Raw genomic sequence first — 18903 nt, 5'->3', positions numbered from 1 at the left:
GTTCATGAGCGCAATGCCACCCCGCTGTCATCCTCCCACCACACATAGACCTGGTCGTCCCATGTCGGCCGCGCGCCACGGCGTTCGGCGTTGGCGACGAAGGACTGGACGATCTTGCCGCTGGGCAACTGCACGTGGAACACCGAATGACCGCCGAGGTAGGCGATGTCGTGCACGATGCCGCGCGACCAGTTGTACTCGCAGGTCGGCTGCTCGGTGGTGACCAGCAGCTTCTCCGGGCGGATGGCGTAGGTGATGCTCTTGTCCTGCACCGAGGTGCTGACGCCGTGGCCGACGTAGATGTTGCGCTCCAGATCCGGGCTATCGATCAGCGCATGACCTTCCATGTCCTCGACCACCTGGCCGTCGAACAGGTTGACGTTGCCGATGAATTCGCAGACCAGACGACTGGTCGGCGTCTCGTAGATGTCCACCGGGCTGCCGATCTGGGCGATCCAGCCGAGGTGCATGATGGCGATGCGCTGGGCCATGGTCATGGCCTCTTCCTGGTCGTGGGTCACCATCACGCAGGTCACACCGACCCGCTCGATGATCTCGACCAGCTCGAGCTGCATGTGCGAACGCAGTTTCTTGTCCAGCGCGCCCATCGGCTCGTCGAGCAGCAGCAGCTTCGGGCTCTTGGCCAGGGAACGGGCCAGGGCCACACGCTGGCGCTGGCCGCCGGACAGCTGGTGCGGCTTGCGCTTGGCGTACTGGCTCATCTGCACCAGCTTGAGCATCTCGGCGACCCGCGCGTCGATTTCGGCCCGGGACATCTTGTCCTGCTTGAGGCCGAAGGCGATGTTGTCAGCCACGCTCATGTGCGGGAACAGCGCGTAGGACTGGAACATCATGTTGATCGGCCGCTCGTAGGGCGGCAGGTCGGTGATGTCCTCGCCGTCGAGGTAGATGCGCCCCTCGGTCGGCCGCTCGAAGCCGGCGAGCATGCGCAGCAGGGTTGACTTGCCCGAGCCCGAGCCGCCGAGCAACGCGAATATTTCGCCTTTGTTGATGGTCAGAGAGACATCGTCGACGGCGATGGTTTCATCGAACTTCTTCGTCACACGATCGATTTTGACCAACACCTCTTTCGGTTGCTGATCTCCCTCAAGAACCTTTTTATAGGCACTGGAAGCAACTGCCATTACCAAAACTCCCGCAAAAGTAGCGCCCAACCCCGACGGCCGGGCGTTTTAAATTACTGGCCTGATTTAACCCGCGTCCAACTCCGGGTCATCCGCCGCTGTACCTTGGTCGGCAACTCCGCCGAGATGTATAACTTGTCCAAAACTGCTTGCGGCGGGTACACCGCCTCGTCATTGCGCACGTCCTGATCCATCAGCTCGCCGGCCTTGGGATTAGGATTGGCGTAGCCGACGTAATCGCTGACCTCCGCGATGACTGCCGGCTCCAGCAGGTAGTTGATAAAGGCATGGGCTTCCTTGACGTTCGCTGCGTCCGCCGGAATGGCGAGCATGTCGAACCACAGGTTGGCGCCCTCCTTGGGGATCACGTAGGCGATCTCGATGCCCTTGCCGGCTTCCTCGGCGCGATCGGCGGCCTGCAAGACATCGCCGGAGAAGCCCACGGCCACGCAGATATTGCCGTTGGCCAAATCGCCGATGTACTTGGAGGAGTGGAAGTAGGTGACATAGGGGCGCACGGCCAGCAACTTGGCTTCGGCCTGCTGATAGTCATCCGGGTTGGTGCTGTTGGGATCCAGGCCCAGGTAGTTGAGCACCGCCGGGATCATCTCGTCGGCCGAGTCGAGGAAGCTAACGCCACAGCTAGCGAGCTTCTGCATATTGGCCGGCTCGAAGACCGTGGCCCAGGAATCGATCTTGTCGACACCGAGCGCCGCCTTGACCTTCTCGGCGTTGTAGCCGATGCCGTTGGTGCCCCACAGGTAAGGCACCGCATACTGGTTGCCCGGATCGTTGTTCTGCAGCTGCTTGAGCAGCGCCGGGTCGAGGTTCTGCCAATTTGGCAACTGGGCGCGGTCGAGCTTCTGGAAGGCCCCCGCCTTGATCTGCTTGCCGAGGAAGTGATTGGACGGCACCACCAGGTCATAGCCGGAGCGGCCGGCGAGCAGTTTGCCTTCCAGGGTCTCGTTGGAATCGAAGACGTCGTAGATCGGCTTGATACCACTGGCTTGCTCGAAATCCTCCAGGGTGGTTTCGCCGATGTAATCGCTCCAGTTGTAGATATGTACGGTCGACTCAGCCTGGGCCACGGCAACCAGGCCGAGGCTCAGGGCGCCGGCGGTCAGGCTGGTTGCTAAAGAAATACGCATGCGAGAATTCTCTCTTGTCGGGCGGCCCGGGACAGGGCCGGCTTTCTAGCGGAAAAGTCCATACTCGTTCAGCGCGACGCGGCCAACCAACCGGGACGACAGGGCAGGATCGTGCTCTTCAGCCATCTGACCGATGCTTGGGAGACGCCACATGGCACGCTCGCGGTGGCGGCCAATAGAGTTGTACAACGCATGCAACCTTCCTTCTTATTGTTAGGGTTTCTGGCGGGTGGCCCCACCAGAAACGGGGTATTGCGTATGGCTTAACGGCCCGATTTCACCTTGGTCCAGCTGCGGGTCACGGCACGCTGCACCTTCGGATTCAGCTCGGCGAAGGTGTAGAGCTTCTTCGAGGCTGCTTCGGTCGGGTAGATGCCCGGGTTGTTGCGAATTTCCTCGGCTACCAGCGGCGTGGCGGTGGCGTTGCCGTTCGGATAGGCGACATAGTCGGAAATCGGCGCGATCACTTCCGGAGTGAGGATGTAGTTGAGGAAGATATGCGCCTCTTCGACGTTCTTGGCATCGGCCGGAATGGCCATCATGTCGAAGAACGAGGCAGCGCCCTCTTTCGGAATCGCATAGGCGACCGGTACGTTGTTCTTCGCTTCCTCGGCACGCGCCTGGGCCTGGAACACGTCGCCGGACCAACCCAGCGCTACGCAGATGTTGCCGTTGGCCAGGTCGGAGATGTACTTGGACGAGTGGAAGTAGGTGATGTAAGGACGCACCTTCATCAGCAATTCTTCGGCCTTCTTCACGTCCTCGACGCTGGTCGGGTTGGGGCTCATGCCCTGGTAATGCAGCGCAGCGGCGTAGACCTCATCCGGCGCGTCGAGCATGGCGACGCCACAGGCCTTGAGCTTCTCCATGTTTTCCGGTTTGAACAGCACGTCCCAGGAGTCGATGGTGTCGACGCCCAGCGCGGCCTTGACCTTCTCCGGGTTGTAACCGATGCCGGTGGTGCCCCACAGGTAGGGGAAGGCGTACTGGTTACCCGGGTCGGCGGTTTCCAGGGCCTTCATCAGGTCGGGGTTGAGGTGCTTCCAGTTCGGCAGTTTCGACATGTCCAGCTTCTGGAACACCCCGGCCTTGATCTGCTTGGCGAGGAACTGGTTGGACGGCACCACCACGTCGTAGCCCGAACCGCCGGAAAGCAGCTTGGCTTCCAGGGTTTCGTTGCTGTCAAAGACGTCGTACACCACCTTGATGCCGGTTTCTTTCTGGAAATTCTCCAGGGTGTCTTCGGCAATGTAGTCCGACCAGTTGTAGACATGCAGCACTTTATCCTGAGCCTGCGCGGCGCCCGCCACAGCCCCGGCAAGGGACAACGCGAGAAGGGTTTTGCTGAAAATTTTCATGCGTACAGCTCCTGTTGTCGTATTTTTTTAGTGTTCCGGAAGATGCGCAGCCCGGCTGCAGCACCTTCCGGTGAGCCTAGCCAACGCACTGGCCCAGTCTGGCAAGGTCGCGTCACTCTTTACAACTTTCAGACATAACAGCCCAAAAACAATAAATCGCGGTGGATTAACCCAGCACCTGCGCGGCCGTCAGATCGAGACAGCGACGCGCCTTGTCTACCAGTTCGTCGATCTCGGCCTTGCTGATGACCAAGGGTGGCGAAATGATCATGGTGTCACCGACGGCCCGCATGATCAGACCATTGGCAAAACAATGGCCACGGCAAATCATGCCTACGCCCATTTCGCTCGGATAACGCTCACGAGTGGCCTTGTTCTTCACCAGCTCGATCGCACCGAGCATGCCGACACCGCGCACCTCGCCCACCAACGGATGGTCGGCCAGTTCACGCAGACGCTGCTGCAAATAGGGTGCCGTTTCTGCCTTGACCCGTTCGATGATTTTTTCGTCGCGCAGAATGCGGATGTTTTCCAGTGCCACGGCGGCGGCCACCGGGTGCCCGGAATAGGTGAAGCCGTGGTTGAAGTCACCACCGCGGCTGATCACCTCGAATACCTTGTCGCTGACGATCAGGCCACCCATGGGGATGTAGCCGGAGGTCAGGCCCTTGGCGATGGTCATCAGGTCCGGCTTGTTGCCGTAGTAATCGCTACCGAACCACTCCCCGGTACGACCGAAGCCACAGATCACTTCATCGGCGACAAACAAAATGTCGTATTTACCGAGGATCTCGCGGACCTTCGGCCAGTAGCTGTCCGGCGGCACGATGACGCCGCCGGCGCCCTGGATCGGCTCGGCGATAAAGGCGGCGACCTTGTCCACGCCGACTTCGAGGATCTTCTTCTCCAGCTGCTCGGCGGCCCAGATACCGAACTCGTCCGGGCTCATGTCGCCACCCTCGCCGAACCAGTACGGCTGCGGGATATGCTCGATACCCGGGATCATGCCGCCCTGGGCGTGCATGCCAGCCATGCCGCCGAGGCTGGCCCCGGCCACGGTGGAACCGTGGTAGCCGTTGATGCGGCTGATGATCACCTGCTTCTCGGGCTGGCCCTTTACCGCCCAATAGTGGCGGACCAAGCGCAGCATGGTGTCGTTGCCTTCCGAGCCCGACCCGGTGAAGAACACGTGGTTCATGCCTTCCGGCGCGATGTCGGCGAGGGCCTTGGCCAACTCGAGAACCGGCGGGTGAGCCGTCATGAAGAAGGTGTTGTAGAACGGCAGCTCTTTCATCTGCTTGCTGGCGGCGTCGGCCAGTTCATGACGACCGTAGCCGATGGCGGCGCACCACAGGCCGGCCATACCGTCGAGGATCTTGTTGCCTTCGCTGTCCCACACGTACACGCCTTCACCCTTGACGATGATCCGCGGGCCAACCTCGCTCAGCTGCTGATAGTCGCTGAACGGTGCCAGGTGGTGGTCACGGCTCATGGCCTGCCACTCAAGGGTTTGCGGGTTGCTTGCTTGTTTAGTCATATCCACCTCAAAAATGTACGCCATCAGCGGGTGCCGCGGGTCTCGCGCCCTGACACCCGTTCGCTCAAACCGAGAGCAGCAGGAACTCGCGCTCCCAGGAACTGATTACGCGCTTGTAGTTTTCATGCTCGGCACGCTTGACCGCCACGTAGCCACGGATGAATTTTTCGCCCAGGTATTCTTCCGCCGCCTTGCAGGCCTCCATCCGCTCCAGAGCGTGCTCGATGGTGATCGGCAGGCGCAGATTGCGCCGCTCGTAACCCCGGCCCTTGACGGGCGCGCCAGGTTCGAGCTGCTCCACCATGCCCATGTAACCGCACAGCAGCGAGGCGGCCAGCACCAGATAGGGGTTGGCATCGGCGCCGGCCAGGCGGTTTTCCACCCGCCGGTTCTGCGGTGTGGCTTCCGGTACGCGCAGGCCGACCGTGCGGTTCTCTTCGCCCCACTCGACGTTCACCGGCGCCGAAGTATCCGGCAGGAAGCGGCGGAAGGAGTTGACGTTGGGGGCGAACAGCGGCAGCAATTCGGGGATGTATTTCTGCAAGCCGCCAATGTGCTGCATAAACAGTTCGCTCATGCTGCCGTCGTCATTGGAAAACAGGTTCTGTCCGGTCTTGATGTCCACCACACTCTGGTGAATGTGCATGGCACTGCCCGGCTGGTCGGTGATCGGCTTGGCCATGAAGGTCGCCGCCACGTCATGCTTGAGCGCCGCCTCGCGCATGGTGCGCTTGAACACGGTGATCTGGTCGGCCAGGTGCAAGGCCTCGCCATGCCGGAAGTTGATCTCCATCTGGGCCGGGCCGTCTTCGTGGATCAGGGTATCGAGATCCAGCCCCTGGATTTCACACCAGTCATAGACATCTTCAAACAGCGGGTCGAATTCGTTGGCCGCATCGATGGAAAACGACTGACGACCGACTTCCGGCCGACCGGAACGGCCCATCGGCGCTTCCAGCGGGAAGTCCGGGTCGCTGCAGCGCTTGGTCAGGTAGAACTCCATCTCCGGCGCAACGATGGGCTTCCAGCCCTTGTCGGCATACAGCTTGAGCACATTCTTGAGAATGTTGCGCGGCGACAACTCGATCGGATTGCCCTGTTTGTCGAAGGTATCGTGGATGACCATGGCGGTCGGTTCGATGGCCCACGGCACCAGGAACACCGCGTTCTCGTCGGGCCGACAGAACATGTCGATGTCCGCTTCGTCGAGCAGGGCGTAATAAATGTCGTCCTCGACGTAGTCGCCAGTCACGGTCTGCAGCAGCACACTCTCGGGGAGGCGCATGCCCTTCTCGCCGAGGAACTTGTTGGTCGGCGAAATCTTGCCGCGGGCAATGCCGGTAAGATCGCTTATCAAGCATTCAACTTCGGTGATTTTGCGTTCTTTCAGCCAGCTCGAAAGCTGGTCCAGTTTGGTGCTCATAGAGACCTCAGGGTTGATGAGAGCCAACTTATATATAGTCGGCTCTGCGCTGCCCCGCCCTCTTCCTGCAAGCCTCACCAAAGGCCTGGAAGATGGCGAGATAATTCGGGTTGGATCCTACCTGCCATTCGGGGTGCCATTGCACCCCGAGCGCGAAACTCGGCGCGCCTTCGACGGAGAAGGCTTCGACCAGCCCGTCAGGCGCCAGTGCTTCGACACGAAGGCCCGGCGCCAGACGCTCAACGCCCTGACCGTGAATGGAATTGACGGCAAACTCGTCGGGCAAACCGAGGCCGGCGAGCACGCCCCCCGGCTGCACCCGCAGGGGGTGGCGCTGGGCATACTGCACCTCGAGCGGTTCATCGGCCTGCTCGCGGTGATCGAGCATGCCGGCGACCTCGTGCACCTTCTGGTGCAGGGTGCCGCCGAAGGCCACGTTCATCTCCTGAAAGCCGCGACAGATGCCAAGCACGGGGATGCCGGCCGCGATGGCCTGGCGGATCAGTGGCAAGGTGGTGCGATCGCGCTCGGGATCGTGTGCAGTACCGGCCTCGCTGGGCGAGCCGCTATAATGATGGGGCTCGACATTCGACGGTGAGCCGGTGAACAGCAACCCGTGCAAGTTATCGAGCAGGGTCGGCCGATCGATCAGTTCGCCCAGCGCCGGAATGATCAGCGGCAAGCCGCCGGCTCCAATGGCTACGGCACGAACGTATTTGTCACCGGTTATATGGTGAAGATGCAGACCGACCTGTTTAGTACAGGCGGTAACGCCGATTAACGGCAGAAGCGACATGTGACACCCGTTTTATTACTGTTAGTGGGTTGAAACCGAGCTTAGCCTTGTTCATTTTTTTACACAATAGCCATGTAAAAAATTAAACACACCCCGATGAGCACCGCGCCAGGCTTGACTCAGACGGGGGTTTCACTGCCCTGAAACGCCCTAAAAATGGCCACGACGCGCTTTTTTAGGGCAAAATAAATCACCCTTGACAGGTCTCAAGGTTTAAGATTGACTCTGCTCATTGCAGTTTAATGATTGATATTTTTAACAACAAAGGTGTTGCATCATGTCGGTACCCCCGCGTGCCGTTCAGCTTAACGAAGCGAACGCGTTCCTTAAGAAACACCCTGAGGTCCTGTTCGTCGACCTTCTCATTGCAGATATGAATGGAGTGGTGCGCGGCAAGCGCATCGAGCGTGCGAGCCTGCACAAGGTTTACGAACGCGGCATCAATCTCCCGGCGTCTTTATTCGCTCTGGATATCAACGGCTCGACAGTGGAAAGCACTGGCCTGGGCCTGGATATCGGCGATGCCGACCGTATCTGCTACCCCATCCCCAACACCCTGTGCAATGAACCTTGGCAGAAGCGCCCTACCGCGCAACTGTTGATGACCATGCACGAAATGGAAGGCGAGCCGTTCTTTGCCGACCCACGGGAAGTGTTGCGCCAGGTGGTTGCGAAGTTCGACGAACTGGGCCTTACCATCTGTGCCGCTTTCGAACTCGAGTTCTACCTGATCGACCAGGCCAACGTGAACGGTCGCCCGCAGCCGCCGCTGTCGCCGCTGTCGGGCAAGCGTCCGCATTCGACCCAGGTCTACCTGATCGACGACCTCGACGAATACGCCGAATGCCTGCAAGACATTCTCGAGGGCGCCAAGGAGCAAGGCATCCCGGCCGACGCCATCGTCAAGGAAAGCGCCCCGGCGCAGTTCGAGGTCAACCTGCACCACGTTGCCGACCCGATCAAGGCCTGCGACTACGCGCTGCTGCTCAAGCGCCTGGTGAAGAACATCGCCTACGACCATGAGATGGATACCACCTTCATGGCCAAGCCGTACCCGAACCAGGCGGGCAACGGGCTGCACGTGCACATCTCGATCCTCGACAAGGACGGCAAGAATATTTTTGCCTGCGAAGATCCCGAACAGAACGACGCCCTGCGCCATGCCATCGGCGGCGTGCTGGAAACCATGCCGGCTTCGATGGCCTTCCTCTGCCCGAACGTCAACTCGTACCGCCGCTTCGGCGCGCAGTACTACGTGCCGAACTCGCCGTGCTGGGGCATCGACAACCGTACCGTGGCCCTGCGCGTGCCGAACGATACCGCCGATGCCGTGCGTATCGAACACCGGGTCGCGGGCGCGGATGCCAACCCCTACTTGCTGCTCTCGGCCGTGCTGGCAGGCGTGCACCACGGCCTGACCAACAAGATCGAGCCGGCCGCTCCGGTGGAAGGCAACTCCTACGAGCAGAACGAGCAGAGCCTGCCGAACAACCTGCGCGATGCCCTGCGCGAGCTGGACGACAGCGAGATTCTGGCGCGCTATATCGACCCGAAATACATCGATATCTTCGTCGCCTGCAAGGAAAGCGAGTTGGCCGAGTTCGAGAACTCGATTTCCGACCTCGAGTACAACTGGTACCTGCACACCGTGTAAGCGCTACCCGACGCCGGCTTAATGCCGGCGTCGTTTTAATCGGCGAATCTACCCACGATCTTTTAGCCGCACGCGCCAGCCTGCGGCGGGACAGTGCTGCGTGCATTTCAGTCAAGGATGCCTGCGCCACTCAATCCAACGGCCGCGCCAGCTGGCGTGGAGGCACCGCCAAGGAGAAACCCATGTTGCGCCTGTTCGCTTCGCTACTGCTCGTGCTGCTGCCGGTACTGGTTCACGGCGCACCGCAAGATGCGCTGGAAAAAACCGAGGACAGCCTGCGCGTATACAACTGGAACGACTACATCGCGCCGCAGGTACTCAAGCGCTTCGAGGCCGACACCGGAATCGGCATCGAATACCACACCTTCAGCAGTGCCGAGGACATGCATGCGGCGCTCGCGAGCAGCGAGGCCATCGACATCATCGTGCCCTCGCACAACGACTTGCCGCGCCTGATCGAGGCCGGCCTGCTGCAACCCCTGGATTTCAGCCGCCTGCCCAACCGCCGCCACCTGGACCAGCAGCTGCTGAGCAAGCTCGCCGCGGTCGATCCGGGCAATCGCTACGCGGTGCCCTACCTATGGGGCGCAGTCGGCCTGGCGATCAACACGCCGCAGGCCGAAGCCGCGTTCGGCGGTTCGTTGCCCGACAGCTGGAGCCTGCTGTTCGACCCCGAACAGAGCGCGCGCCTGGCCAGTTGCGGCATCAGCGTGCTGGATGCGCCGGACGAAACCCTGTCGCTGCTGCTCAACTATCAGGGCCGCAACCTGACCCGCAGCGCCGCGAGCCGCATCGAGCGCGCCGGCAGCGTGCTCGCCGGCCTGCGCCCCAACCTGCGCTACGTCGACAGCGAACGCTATATCGATGACCTCAACAACGGCCGTCTGTGTGTCGCCATGGCCTGGGTCGGCGACGCCCTGGCTGCTGCCGATGCCGGCCAGCCGGTGCGCTTCCTGGTGCCGGAGGAGGGTTCGGTGCTGTTCATCGACAACCTGGTGATCCCGCACAACGCCCGCCGCGCCGACCTGGCTCACCGTTTCATCGACTACCTGATGCAGCCCGAGGTCGCCGCGCTGATCACCACGGAAACCCTCTACCCCAGCGGCAACGCTGACGCCAGGGGGTTTCTCGACGCGGCGCTACGCGATCAGCCCGGTCTCTACCCGGACGCCGTGACCAAGCGTCGCCTGCATGCCCTGGAGGCGTTTCCGGACAAGCACAGGCAGGCCCGCGACCGGGTATGGCCGGGCTTTCGTGACGGCGCCCCGTCGCAGTAGGGAGGGCTTCAGCCCACCGAGGGTAGTGGCGGTCTGAAACGAAACACCGCCCGCCCCAGCCTGTGCGGCGATCGTATAAAGCCCTGCCGACTTGCCTGTGCACCACCGGCTGGCGTCCAATAGCGCATCCCTTGCCGAGATGATCGCCATGCAGCGCACCGCCACCGCCCGCAAACCCCGCGCCAGCAGCCAGGCACGGATTACCGTGATCCTCGCTGCCGCCCGTGCGCTGCTCGCCGAGCAGGGCGTGGCCAATCTGTCGATCTACAGCGTGGCCGAACGCGCAGCCATTCCCGCTTCCTCGATCTACCATTTCTTCGCCAGCGTGCCGGCGTTGCTCGAGGGCTTGACCGCCGACATCCATGCCGCCTTTCGCGCCAGCCTGCAGGCGCCCATCGCCCATGCCGAACTGCGCGACTGGCGCGACCTCTCACGCATCGTCGAGCAACGCATGTTGGCGATCTACGCGGCCGATCCCGCGGCGCGCCAGCTTATCCTGGCCCAACACGGCCTGAGCGAGATAACCCAGGCCGACCGTCAGCACGACCTCGAACTGGGCCGGCTGATGCAGGCGCTGTTCGAACGGCATTTCGAGCTGCCGCCACTGCCGGACGATGTCGATGTGTTCGCCCTGGCCATGGAACTGGGCGACCGCGTCTATGCCCGCTCGGTGCAACTGTACGGCAACATCACCCCGCGCCTGGCCGAAGAAGGCATGCGCGTGTTCGACGCCTACCTGGGCCTGTACCTGCCGCCCTATCTGCCGAAACGTGCCGCCGCGCTGGCGTAACGCCTACGCCCATACGTCAGCCTCGCAGGGCTAAAAAGCGGCGGGGGCGCCTAGCCGGGCCGTGACCACAGCCACTAACATGGATTTTTATCTGCTATTTAGCTGATAAAAACCACAGGATAGAAAAATAAAGCTTTAAACACGGATTTTTATCGACTATAAAGTCACGTATCCGCTCGCCGACACGGCGTCGTCATCGGTCGTCTGCTAGCGTGTAACGACCACCGTCCATTGCTCCTACGAGGTGTTCCATGTCCCGCATCGTCACCGTCGCCGCTACCCAGATGGCCTGTTCCTGGGATCGTGCCGGCAATATCGCCAACGCCGAGAAGCTGGTGCGCCAAGCCGCGGCCCAGGGCGCGCAGATCATTCTGATCCAGGAACTGTTCGAGACCCCGTACTTCTGCCAGAAGCCCAACCCGGACTACCTGCAGCTGGCCACCACTGTGGAAGCCAACGAGGCCATCGCCCACTTCCAGAAAGTCGCCAAGGAACTGCAGGTGGTGCTGCCGATAAGCTTCTTCGAGCTGGCCGGGCGCGCGCGCTTCAACAGCATCGCGATCATCGATGCCGACGGCAGCAACCTGGGGATTTATCGGAAAAGCCACATCCCGGACGGTCCCGGCTACCACGAGAAGTACTACTTCAACCCGGGCGACACCGGCTTCAAGGTATGGGACACGCGCTATGCCAAGATCGGCGTGGGTATCTGCTGGGACCAGTGGTTCCCCGAGTGCGCACGCAGCATGGCCCTGCTCGGTGCCGAGATCCTGTTCTACCCGACTGCCATCGGCACCGAGCCGCACGACCCGACCATCAGCTCGCGCGACCATTGGCAGCGCGTGCAACAGGGCCACGCCGGTGCCAACCTGATGCCGCTGGTGGCGAGCAACCGCATCGGTCGCGAAGACCAGGGCGATTACCACATCAACTTCTATGGCTCGTCGTTTATCGCCGACCAGTTCGGCGCCAAGGTCGAAGAGCTCAACGAAACCGAGGAAGGCGTGCTGCTGCACAGCTTCGACCTCGACCAGCTCGAGCATATCCGCAGCGCCTGGGGCAGCTTCCGCGACCGCCGGCCGAACCTCTACGGACCGATCAAGACCCTCGACGGCCAGCTGGAATCCTGAATCGAGTAGGGTGCGCCGGGCCGCCCAGGCCGTGCGCACCGCCCCCACGCAATTGGTGCGCGCGGCGCACCCTACGCCATGCAGGTAGATACGATGAGCACCCTGACCAGCACACCCCGCGCCGACGGTTTCCGCATGCCGGCCGAGTGGGAAACCCACAGCCAGACCTGGATGGTCTGGCCCGAGCGCCCGGACAACTGGCGCCTCGGCGGCAAGCCGGCGCAGACCGCCTTCACCGCGGTGGCCAAGGCCATCGCCGCGTTCGAGCCGGTGACCGTCTGCGTCTCCGCCGGGCAGTACGAGAACGCCCGCGCCCGTCTCGACCACGAGGCTATCCGCGTGCTCGAGGTCAGTAGCGACGATGCCTGGGTACGCGACACCGGGCCGACCTTCGTCAGCAACCCGCACGGCGAAGTGCGCGGCGTCGACTGGACCTTCAATGCCTGGGGCGGCCTCGACGGCGGCCTGTACTTCCCGTGGCAGCGCGACGACCAGGTGGCCGGCAAGATCCTCGAGATCGAGCGCTGCGCGCGCTACCGCAGCGAGGGGTTCGTGCTGGAAGGCGGCTCGATCCACGTCGACGGCGAAGGCACCCTGATCACCACCGAGGAATGCCTGCTCAACCGCAATCGCAACCCGCACCTGGACCGCGAGGCGATCGAGCAGATGCTGCGCGAGCACCTGAGCATCGATACGGTGATCTGGCTGCCGGACGGCCTGTTCAACGACGAGACCGACGGCCACGTCGACAACTTCTGCTGCTATGTACGCCCTGGTGAAGTGCTGCTGGCCTGGACCGACGACCCGCAAAACCCCAATTACCCGCGCTGCCAGGCGGCCCTGCAGGTGCTGCAACAGGCGCGCGACGCCAAGGGCCGGCAACTGATCGTGCACAAGATGCCGATCCCCGGTCCGCTGCATGCCACGGCAGAAGAATGCGCCGGGGTCGACCTGGTCGCCGGCAGCCAGCAACGCAGCCCGGACGTGCGCCTGGCCGGCTCCTACGTGAACTTCCTGATCGTCAACGGCGGCATTATCGCGCCGAGCTTCGACGATCCGCTGGACGAGCAAGCCCGCGTGATCCTCCAGCGCCTGTTCCCCGAGCACCGGGTGGTGATGGTACCCGGCCGCGAGATCCTGCTCGGCGGTGGCAACATCCACTGCATCACCCAGCAGCAGCCGGCACCGCAACACGCCTGACCGGCGCGTGCATGCCCCTCGTCTGCCCGTACACAGGCGAGGGGCAGACGAGGGTTAGTCACCCGGTAACAGCTGCGCCGGTGTTACTCTGGCGCCCATGAATTCGAGCAAACCAGACCCCAGCCTCAACGACGAGAGCCACACTCGGACCGAGAGCGCACATATCGTTCAGGCCCTCAACACCGGCAAGAACAAGCGTGTGCGCAAGCTGCTGAGCCGCATGCACCCGGCCAAGATCGCCGCCATGCTCGAGATGCTCGACGCCGAGCAACGCATGGCACTGTGGCAGCAGATCGATCCCTCGCTCGAAGAGCGCATCCTGCCCCACCTCAGCCTCGAACTGATCGGCCAGTTGGCTGGCGACTCGGCGGATACGACCTACGCCAGACCGGAACAGCAACACGCACAAAGCACAGTCAACCACCTGGAAGCCGTGCGCGAAGCGTTGAACCTGAAGAAACTCAAGCGCGTCGGCAAGATTCTGCACCGCATGCACCCGGCCAAGATCGCCGGGCTGCTCGAAGCGCTACCGCCCCAGGAACGCCGTAGCGTCTGGAGCATGGTCGACACCGAGCGGGCCGGCAAAGTCCTGACCTACCTGCACGATGAAATACGCGGCGCCCTGGCTCTCGACCTGGATCTCGAGGAACTGATCGCCTCGGCCGAACACCTGGAGCTCGATGACCGGGTCGACCTGATCCAGACCTTGCCCGGCGAACTGGGCAACAAACTGTTGTTCGCCAGCAGCGCCAGCCAGCGCAAGCAGCTCGAGTCGATGCTGTCCTATCCCGAGGACTCGGCCGGCGGCTTGATGAACGCCGACGCTATCCAGATCCGTGCCGATGTCAAAGTCAGCACGGTGCTGCGCTATCTGCGCCTGCTGGAAAAACTGCCGCCGCAGACCGACATGCTGATGGTGGTCGACCGCAAAGGCCACTACCAGGGCGGCCTGCGCCTGAGCAGCCTGGTCACCGCCGACTTGGGCCGCCCGGTGGCCGAGCTGATCGACCGCGACATCGCCGGCATCGCGGTGACGGACGAAGACAGCGACGTCGCCCGGCTGTTCCAGGACCTCGACCTGCTCTCGGCCCCCGTGGTGGATGAGCACAACCGGGTGATCGGGCGGATCACCATCGACGACGTGGTCGACCTGATTCGCGAAGACTCGGATCGCGCACTGATGCAGATGGCCGGCCTCGACGACGAAGCCGACATGTTCGCCCCGGTGCTGGTCAGCTCACGCCGCCGCGCAGTATGGCTGGGCATCAACCTGATCACCGCCTTCAGCGCCGCCTGGGTGATCGGCCTGTTTCAGGCGACCCTCGAGCAACTGGTGGCCCTCGCCGTGCTGATGCCGATCGTGGCGAGCATGGGCGGTATCGCCGGCAGCCAGACCCTGACCCTGGTGATCCGCGGCCTGGCCCTGGGCCAGGTGCAGAAAGGCAACATCCGCATCCTGCTCAACCGCGAGCTGGGCATCTCCATCCTCAACGGCCTGCTCTGGTCGGTGGTGATCGCCTTGCTCGCCGTGCTCTGGTTCGGCGACTGGGGCATAGGTGCAGTGCTCGGCGCCGCCATCCTGGTCAACCTGCTGTGCGCGGCCCTGGCCGGCTGGGGCATCCCGCTGCTGCTCGAGCGCATGGGCATCGACCCGGCGCTGGCCGGCAGCGTGATCCTGACCACGGTGACCGATGTCGTCGGCTTCTTCGCCTTCCTCGGCCTGGCTACGCTGCTGTTGCTGTAACTGGCGGAGCGCCGCACTAGCAGGCCGTTGAAAAACTACCTGCGTTGGCAATACTGCGTTAAAAACGGCCTCGGTAAGCCGCTTGCGGCTAACGCGCTTTAGCGCGGCCCGAAGGGCGAGCGAAGCGAGTAATGCTCTTTTACAGCCAGTAAACTCCGCTTCCTCGGCCGTTTTTGCCTTGTCTTGCCTGCCTCGCCTACATTTTCAACGGCCTGCTACCCTCGCGCCAGGGCGCGCCGCGTGCTCAGCGGGTCGAGTACGCGCAGTGCCTCGTACTGGCTGACGAATACCTGGCCGCCGAAGTGCTCGAGGAAATCCGAACGGCGCAGCTGATCCATCACCGGCCCCTTCACTTCCGACAGATGCAGTTGCACCCCGGCCGCATGCAGGCGCTCGACGATGGCTTCCAGACTTTCCAGGGCGCTGGCATCGATCAGGTTGACCCCCGGGCACATCAGCACCAGATGGCGCACCTGCGGGCGCGCCGCGATCAGCTCGCCGATGCGTTCTTCGAGAAAGCGCGCGTTGGGAAAATACAGGCTCTCGTCGACCCGCAGCGACAGCACGCTGGGGCTCTCCACCACGGCGAAGCGTTCGATGTTGCGAAAGTGCTCGCTGCCCGGCACCTGGCCGACCACCGCCACATGCGGGCGGCTGGTGCGCCAGAGGAACAGCAGCAGCGACAGGCCGACGCCCATCAGGATGCCCGCTTCGACACCGAGCAGCAGCACCCCGCCGAGGGTCGCCGCCTGGGCTGCGCCGTCCTGACGGGAATAGCGCCAGGTGCGGCCCAGGGCCTTGAGGTCGACCAGGCTGAGCACCGCGACTATGATGGTCGCGGCCAGCACCGCCTGCGGCAGGTTGTGCAGCAGCGGAGTCAACAGCAGCACGCTGAGGGCTATACCGCCGGCGGTCAGCACACCGGCCATCGGAGTCTGCGCCCCGGCATCGAAGTTGACCACCGAGCGGGCGAAACCACCGGTGACCGGAAAACCGCCGCTGAAGGCCGCCGCCAGGTTGGCGCCGCCCAGACCGAGCAGTTCGTTATCCGGCTCGATGCGCTGACGACGCTTGGCCGCCAGGGTCTGCGCCACCGACACCGACTCGACGAAACCGACCAGGCTGATCAACAGCGCCGCCGGCAACAACTGCAGGGCCAGACTGTAGTCCAGGGTTGGCAGGCTCAGCCCCGGCAAGCCCTGGGGCACGGCACCGACGACCTTGACCCCGGCCTGCTCCAGGCCCAGCAGGCTGACTACCAGAATCGAGACGATGATCGCCAGCACCGGTCCGGCCTTGGCCAGGTTGCCGGCCATGGTGGCGCCCAGCCCCAGACGCATGAGCAAGGGCTTGAGCTGGCCCCGCACCCACCAGAGAAACAACAGGCTGCAGGCGCCGATCAGCAGGGTCGGCCCGTGCACCGCCGGCAGGTTGTGCAGCAGCGCCGGCAGCAGTTGCTGGAGGTTCTCGCCGGAGGCGGAAATGCCGAGGATATGCTTGAGCTGGCCCACCGCGATAAGAATCCCGGAGGCGCTGATAAAGCCGGAGATCACCGGATGGCTGAGGAAGTTGGCGACGAAGCCCAGACGCAGCAGGGCCATGCCGGCGAGCAGCAGTCCGGACAGCAGCGCCAGCAGCATGGCGGCGCCGACATACTCGGCGCTGCCGGCGGGGAACAACGGCCCCAGGGCGGCAGCGGTCATCAGCGACACCACCGCCACCGGGCCGACTGCCAAGGTGCGGCTGGAGCCGAACAGGGCATAGGCCAGCAGCGGCAGGATGCTGGCATACAACCCGGCCACCGGCGGCAGGCCGGCGAGCATGGCGTAGGCCAGGCTCTGCGGAATCAGCATCAGGGTGACGATCAGCGCCGCCAGACCATCCTGCGCGGCGGTGGCGCGGTTGTAACGCCGCCCCCAGTCGAGGCAGGGCAGCCAGCGGCGCAGGCTCATTTATTTTTCTCCTGTTCGAAGTTGCAGGCGGCCGGCGCGTCCACCGGCAAGGGATCATGCGGCAGGCGCTTGGGCGCGGCCAGCCACTCGTGGCCCCGCAGCATCAGGTCGAAATAGATGCGCGGCATCAGCTTGACCTTCAGTTCCCAGGCCAGCCAGCGCGGCACGGTGGGATCGAGGGGAAAAGTCGGCAGCAACTTGCCGCCATAACCGAACTCGGCCAGTACCACCTTGCCCCGCTCCACCGTCAGCGGGCAGGAACCATAGCCATCGTAGAGCGCACGCGGGCCACGCCCGGCGAGCACCGCGAGGACGTTCTCGGCCACCACTGGCGCCTGTTTGCGCACCGCTGCGGCGGTCTTGGCATTGGGCGCGGCGCACACATCGCCGAGGCTGAAGATATTGCCGAAGCGCGGGTGGCGCAGAGTTTCATGGTCGGCCTCGAGCCAGCCGTCGGCATTCGCCAGCGGGCTCTGGCGAATGAATTCGGGCGCCCGCTGCGGTGGTACCACATGGAGGAAATCGAAGTCTTTTTCCACCACGCTGGCCTTGCCCTCGGCATCCACCTGCTTGAACCAGGCCTTGTGCCCCGGGCCATCGACTGCGGTCAGGGTGTTGTTGAAGTTGAGCTGCGCGCCATAGCGCTCGACGTACTGCATCAGCGGCGGGACGAAGTCGGCGACGCCGAACAGCACGGCTCCGGCCGTGCAGAACTCCACCTCGATATCCTTCAGCACGCCTTGTTTCTGCCACCAGTCGCAGGACAGGTACATGGCCTTCTGTGGCGCGCCGGCACACTTGATCGGCATCGGCGGCTGGGTGAACAGCGCACGACCGCGACGCAGGCTCTGCACCAGCTGCCAGGTGTAGGGGGCCAACTCGAACTGGTAGTTGGAGGTCACGCCATGCTTGCCCAGGGTGTCCCTCAGTCCTTCAATGCCATCCCAGTCAAGACTGAGGCCCGGGCAGACGATCAGGGCGCGATAGCCAACGCGGTTGCCGTCTTCCAGCACCACGCGCTGCTGCTCCGGCTCGAAGCCCGCCACCGCCGCGTGCAGCCACTGCGCACCATGGGGAATGCAGCGGGCCATCGGCCGTTCGGTCTGCGCGCGGTCGAACACCCCGGCCCCGACCAGGGTCCAGCCCGGCTGGTAGTAGTGCTGCTCGCGCGGCTCGATCAGCGCGATACGCAGCTGCGGATTGCGCCGCAGCAGGCTGGCGGTCACCGCACAGCCGGCTGCGCCGCCGCCCACCACCAGCACGTCGTAGCGCTGGGTCGGCGCCAGCGGGGCCGTGTCGGCGGCAGCCTGGGGCGCCTGCTGCCAGCGCTGCTGCATGCGGGGCAGCAGGCCGGACAGGTCATAGCCGGCGTCCTTGGCGGTGGCCAACAGGACTTCGGGGTCGAGATGGCGGGCCTCGCTCAGCGCCCACAGGCTGCTTGAGCGGGTGCCGGTACGACAGAAGGCCAGGACCGGGCCGCGCACCTGCTCGAGCAACTCGGCAAAGGCCGCCACATCCTCCTCGCCGATCTGCCCGGAGATTACCGGCTGGTAGTGATAGTCCAGGCCGCTGGCGCGGGCCGCGGCTTCCATCTCGGCCGAGCAGGGCTGACCTTCGCCTTCGCCGTCCGGACGGTTATTGATCACACTGCGAAAGCCGGCCGCTGCCAGGGTACCCATGTCGCCGGGTTGCAACTGGGCCGCCACGGCAATGAACGGCGTCAAGCGCTTGAGCGAATCCATGAGCGTC

The 18903-nt window shown here is 63.4% G+C and carries 14 protein-coding genes; 6 read left to right on the top strand and 8 right to left on the bottom strand.

Features of this window, described 5'->3' with window-relative positions; all coding sequences use genetic code 11:
* Nucleotides 1-2: 2 nt before the first annotated feature.
* The 6 genes from R3355_RS12420 to R3355_RS12395 form a co-directional block, all read right to left on the bottom strand.
* Entirely contained in the window at nucleotides 3-1145 is a 1143-nt protein-coding gene (locus R3355_RS12420) for an ABC transporter ATP-binding protein (protein ID WP_318961460.1), read from the bottom strand.
* Between the two features lie 53 nt (nucleotides 1146-1198).
* Nucleotides 1199-2293: a polyamine ABC transporter substrate-binding protein gene (locus R3355_RS12415; protein WP_318948526.1), complete on the bottom strand. Its 1095-nt coding sequence runs from the start codon at nucleotides 2291-2293 to the stop codon at nucleotides 1199-1201.
* Nucleotides 2294-2556: 263 nt separating this feature from the next.
* Nucleotides 2557-3651, bottom strand: coding sequence for a polyamine ABC transporter substrate-binding protein (locus R3355_RS12410; protein ID WP_318948527.1), 1095 nt, complete (start codon nucleotides 3649-3651; stop codon nucleotides 2557-2559).
* A 166-nt stretch (nucleotides 3652-3817) separates the two neighbouring features.
* Entirely contained in the window at nucleotides 3818-5188 is a 1371-nt protein-coding gene (locus tag R3355_RS12405; protein ID WP_318961459.1) for an aspartate aminotransferase family protein, read from the bottom strand.
* Nucleotides 5189-5252: 64 nt separating this feature from the next.
* Nucleotides 5253-6611 carry a glutamine synthetase family protein gene (locus tag R3355_RS12400; RefSeq protein ID WP_318948529.1) on the bottom strand — a complete coding sequence of 453 codons (1359 nt, stop codon included), beginning with the start codon at nucleotides 6609-6611 and terminating at the stop codon, nucleotides 5253-5255.
* Between the two features lie 28 nt (nucleotides 6612-6639).
* Nucleotides 6640-7407 carry a gamma-glutamyl-gamma-aminobutyrate hydrolase family protein gene (locus R3355_RS12395; RefSeq protein WP_318961458.1) on the bottom strand — a complete coding sequence of 256 codons (768 nt, stop codon included), beginning with the start codon at nucleotides 7405-7407 and terminating at the stop codon, nucleotides 6640-6642.
* Nucleotides 7408-7684: 277 nt separating this feature from the next.
* Here R3355_RS12395 and R3355_RS12390 point away from each other — a divergent pair, with 277 nt between their 5' ends.
* The 6 genes from R3355_RS12390 to mgtE all read left to right on the top strand — a co-directional run bounded on the left by R3355_RS12390 (nucleotide 7685) and on the right by mgtE (nucleotide 15202).
* Nucleotides 7685-9061, top strand: a complete 1377-nt coding sequence (locus R3355_RS12390; protein ID WP_318948531.1) for a glutamine synthetase family protein — start codon at nucleotides 7685-7687, stop codon at nucleotides 9059-9061.
* Between the two features lie 182 nt (nucleotides 9062-9243).
* Entirely contained in the window at nucleotides 9244-10338 is a 1095-nt protein-coding gene (locus tag R3355_RS12385; protein ID WP_318961457.1) for a polyamine ABC transporter substrate-binding protein, read from the top strand.
* Between the two features lie 148 nt (nucleotides 10339-10486).
* Nucleotides 10487-11128 (top strand): TetR/AcrR family transcriptional regulator, encoded by a 642-nt coding sequence (locus tag R3355_RS12380; RefSeq protein ID WP_318948533.1) that lies wholly within the window; start codon nucleotides 10487-10489, stop codon nucleotides 11126-11128.
* Nucleotides 11129-11379: 251 nt separating this feature from the next.
* Nucleotides 11380-12258 (top strand): N-carbamoylputrescine amidase, encoded by an 879-nt coding sequence (aguB, locus tag R3355_RS12375; protein ID WP_318961456.1) that lies wholly within the window; start codon nucleotides 11380-11382, stop codon nucleotides 12256-12258.
* 93 nt (nucleotides 12259-12351) lie between these two features.
* A complete protein-coding gene (gene aguA / locus R3355_RS12370; protein ID WP_318961455.1) occupies nucleotides 12352-13458 on the top strand; it encodes an agmatine deiminase in 1107 nt (368 codons plus the stop codon).
* A gap of 97 nt (nucleotides 13459-13555) precedes the next feature.
* Nucleotides 13556-15202, top strand: coding sequence for a magnesium transporter (gene mgtE, locus R3355_RS12365; RefSeq protein WP_318961454.1), 1647 nt, complete (start codon nucleotides 13556-13558; stop codon nucleotides 15200-15202).
* A 215-nt stretch (nucleotides 15203-15417) separates the two neighbouring features.
* On the opposite strand, the gene R3355_RS12360 is transcribed toward mgtE, so the two are convergent.
* Nucleotides 15418-17154 (bottom strand): sulfate permease, encoded by a 1737-nt coding sequence (locus R3355_RS12360; protein ID WP_318961453.1) that lies wholly within the window; start codon nucleotides 17152-17154, stop codon nucleotides 15418-15420.
* Nucleotides 17151-18896 (bottom strand): bifunctional protein tyrosine phosphatase family protein/NAD(P)/FAD-dependent oxidoreductase, encoded by a 1746-nt coding sequence (locus R3355_RS12355; protein ID WP_318961452.1) that lies wholly within the window; start codon nucleotides 18894-18896, stop codon nucleotides 17151-17153. The genes R3355_RS12360 and R3355_RS12355 overlap by 4 nt, the downstream gene beginning before the upstream one ends.
* Nucleotides 18897-18903 lie beyond the last annotated feature (7 nt).

This window comes from Pseudomonas sp. (genome assembly GCF_033723075.1).
Classification (GTDB): Bacteria; Pseudomonadota; Gammaproteobacteria; order Pseudomonadales; family Pseudomonadaceae; genus Aquipseudomonas.
This window is presented reverse-complemented; position numbering and strand designations above follow the sequence as displayed.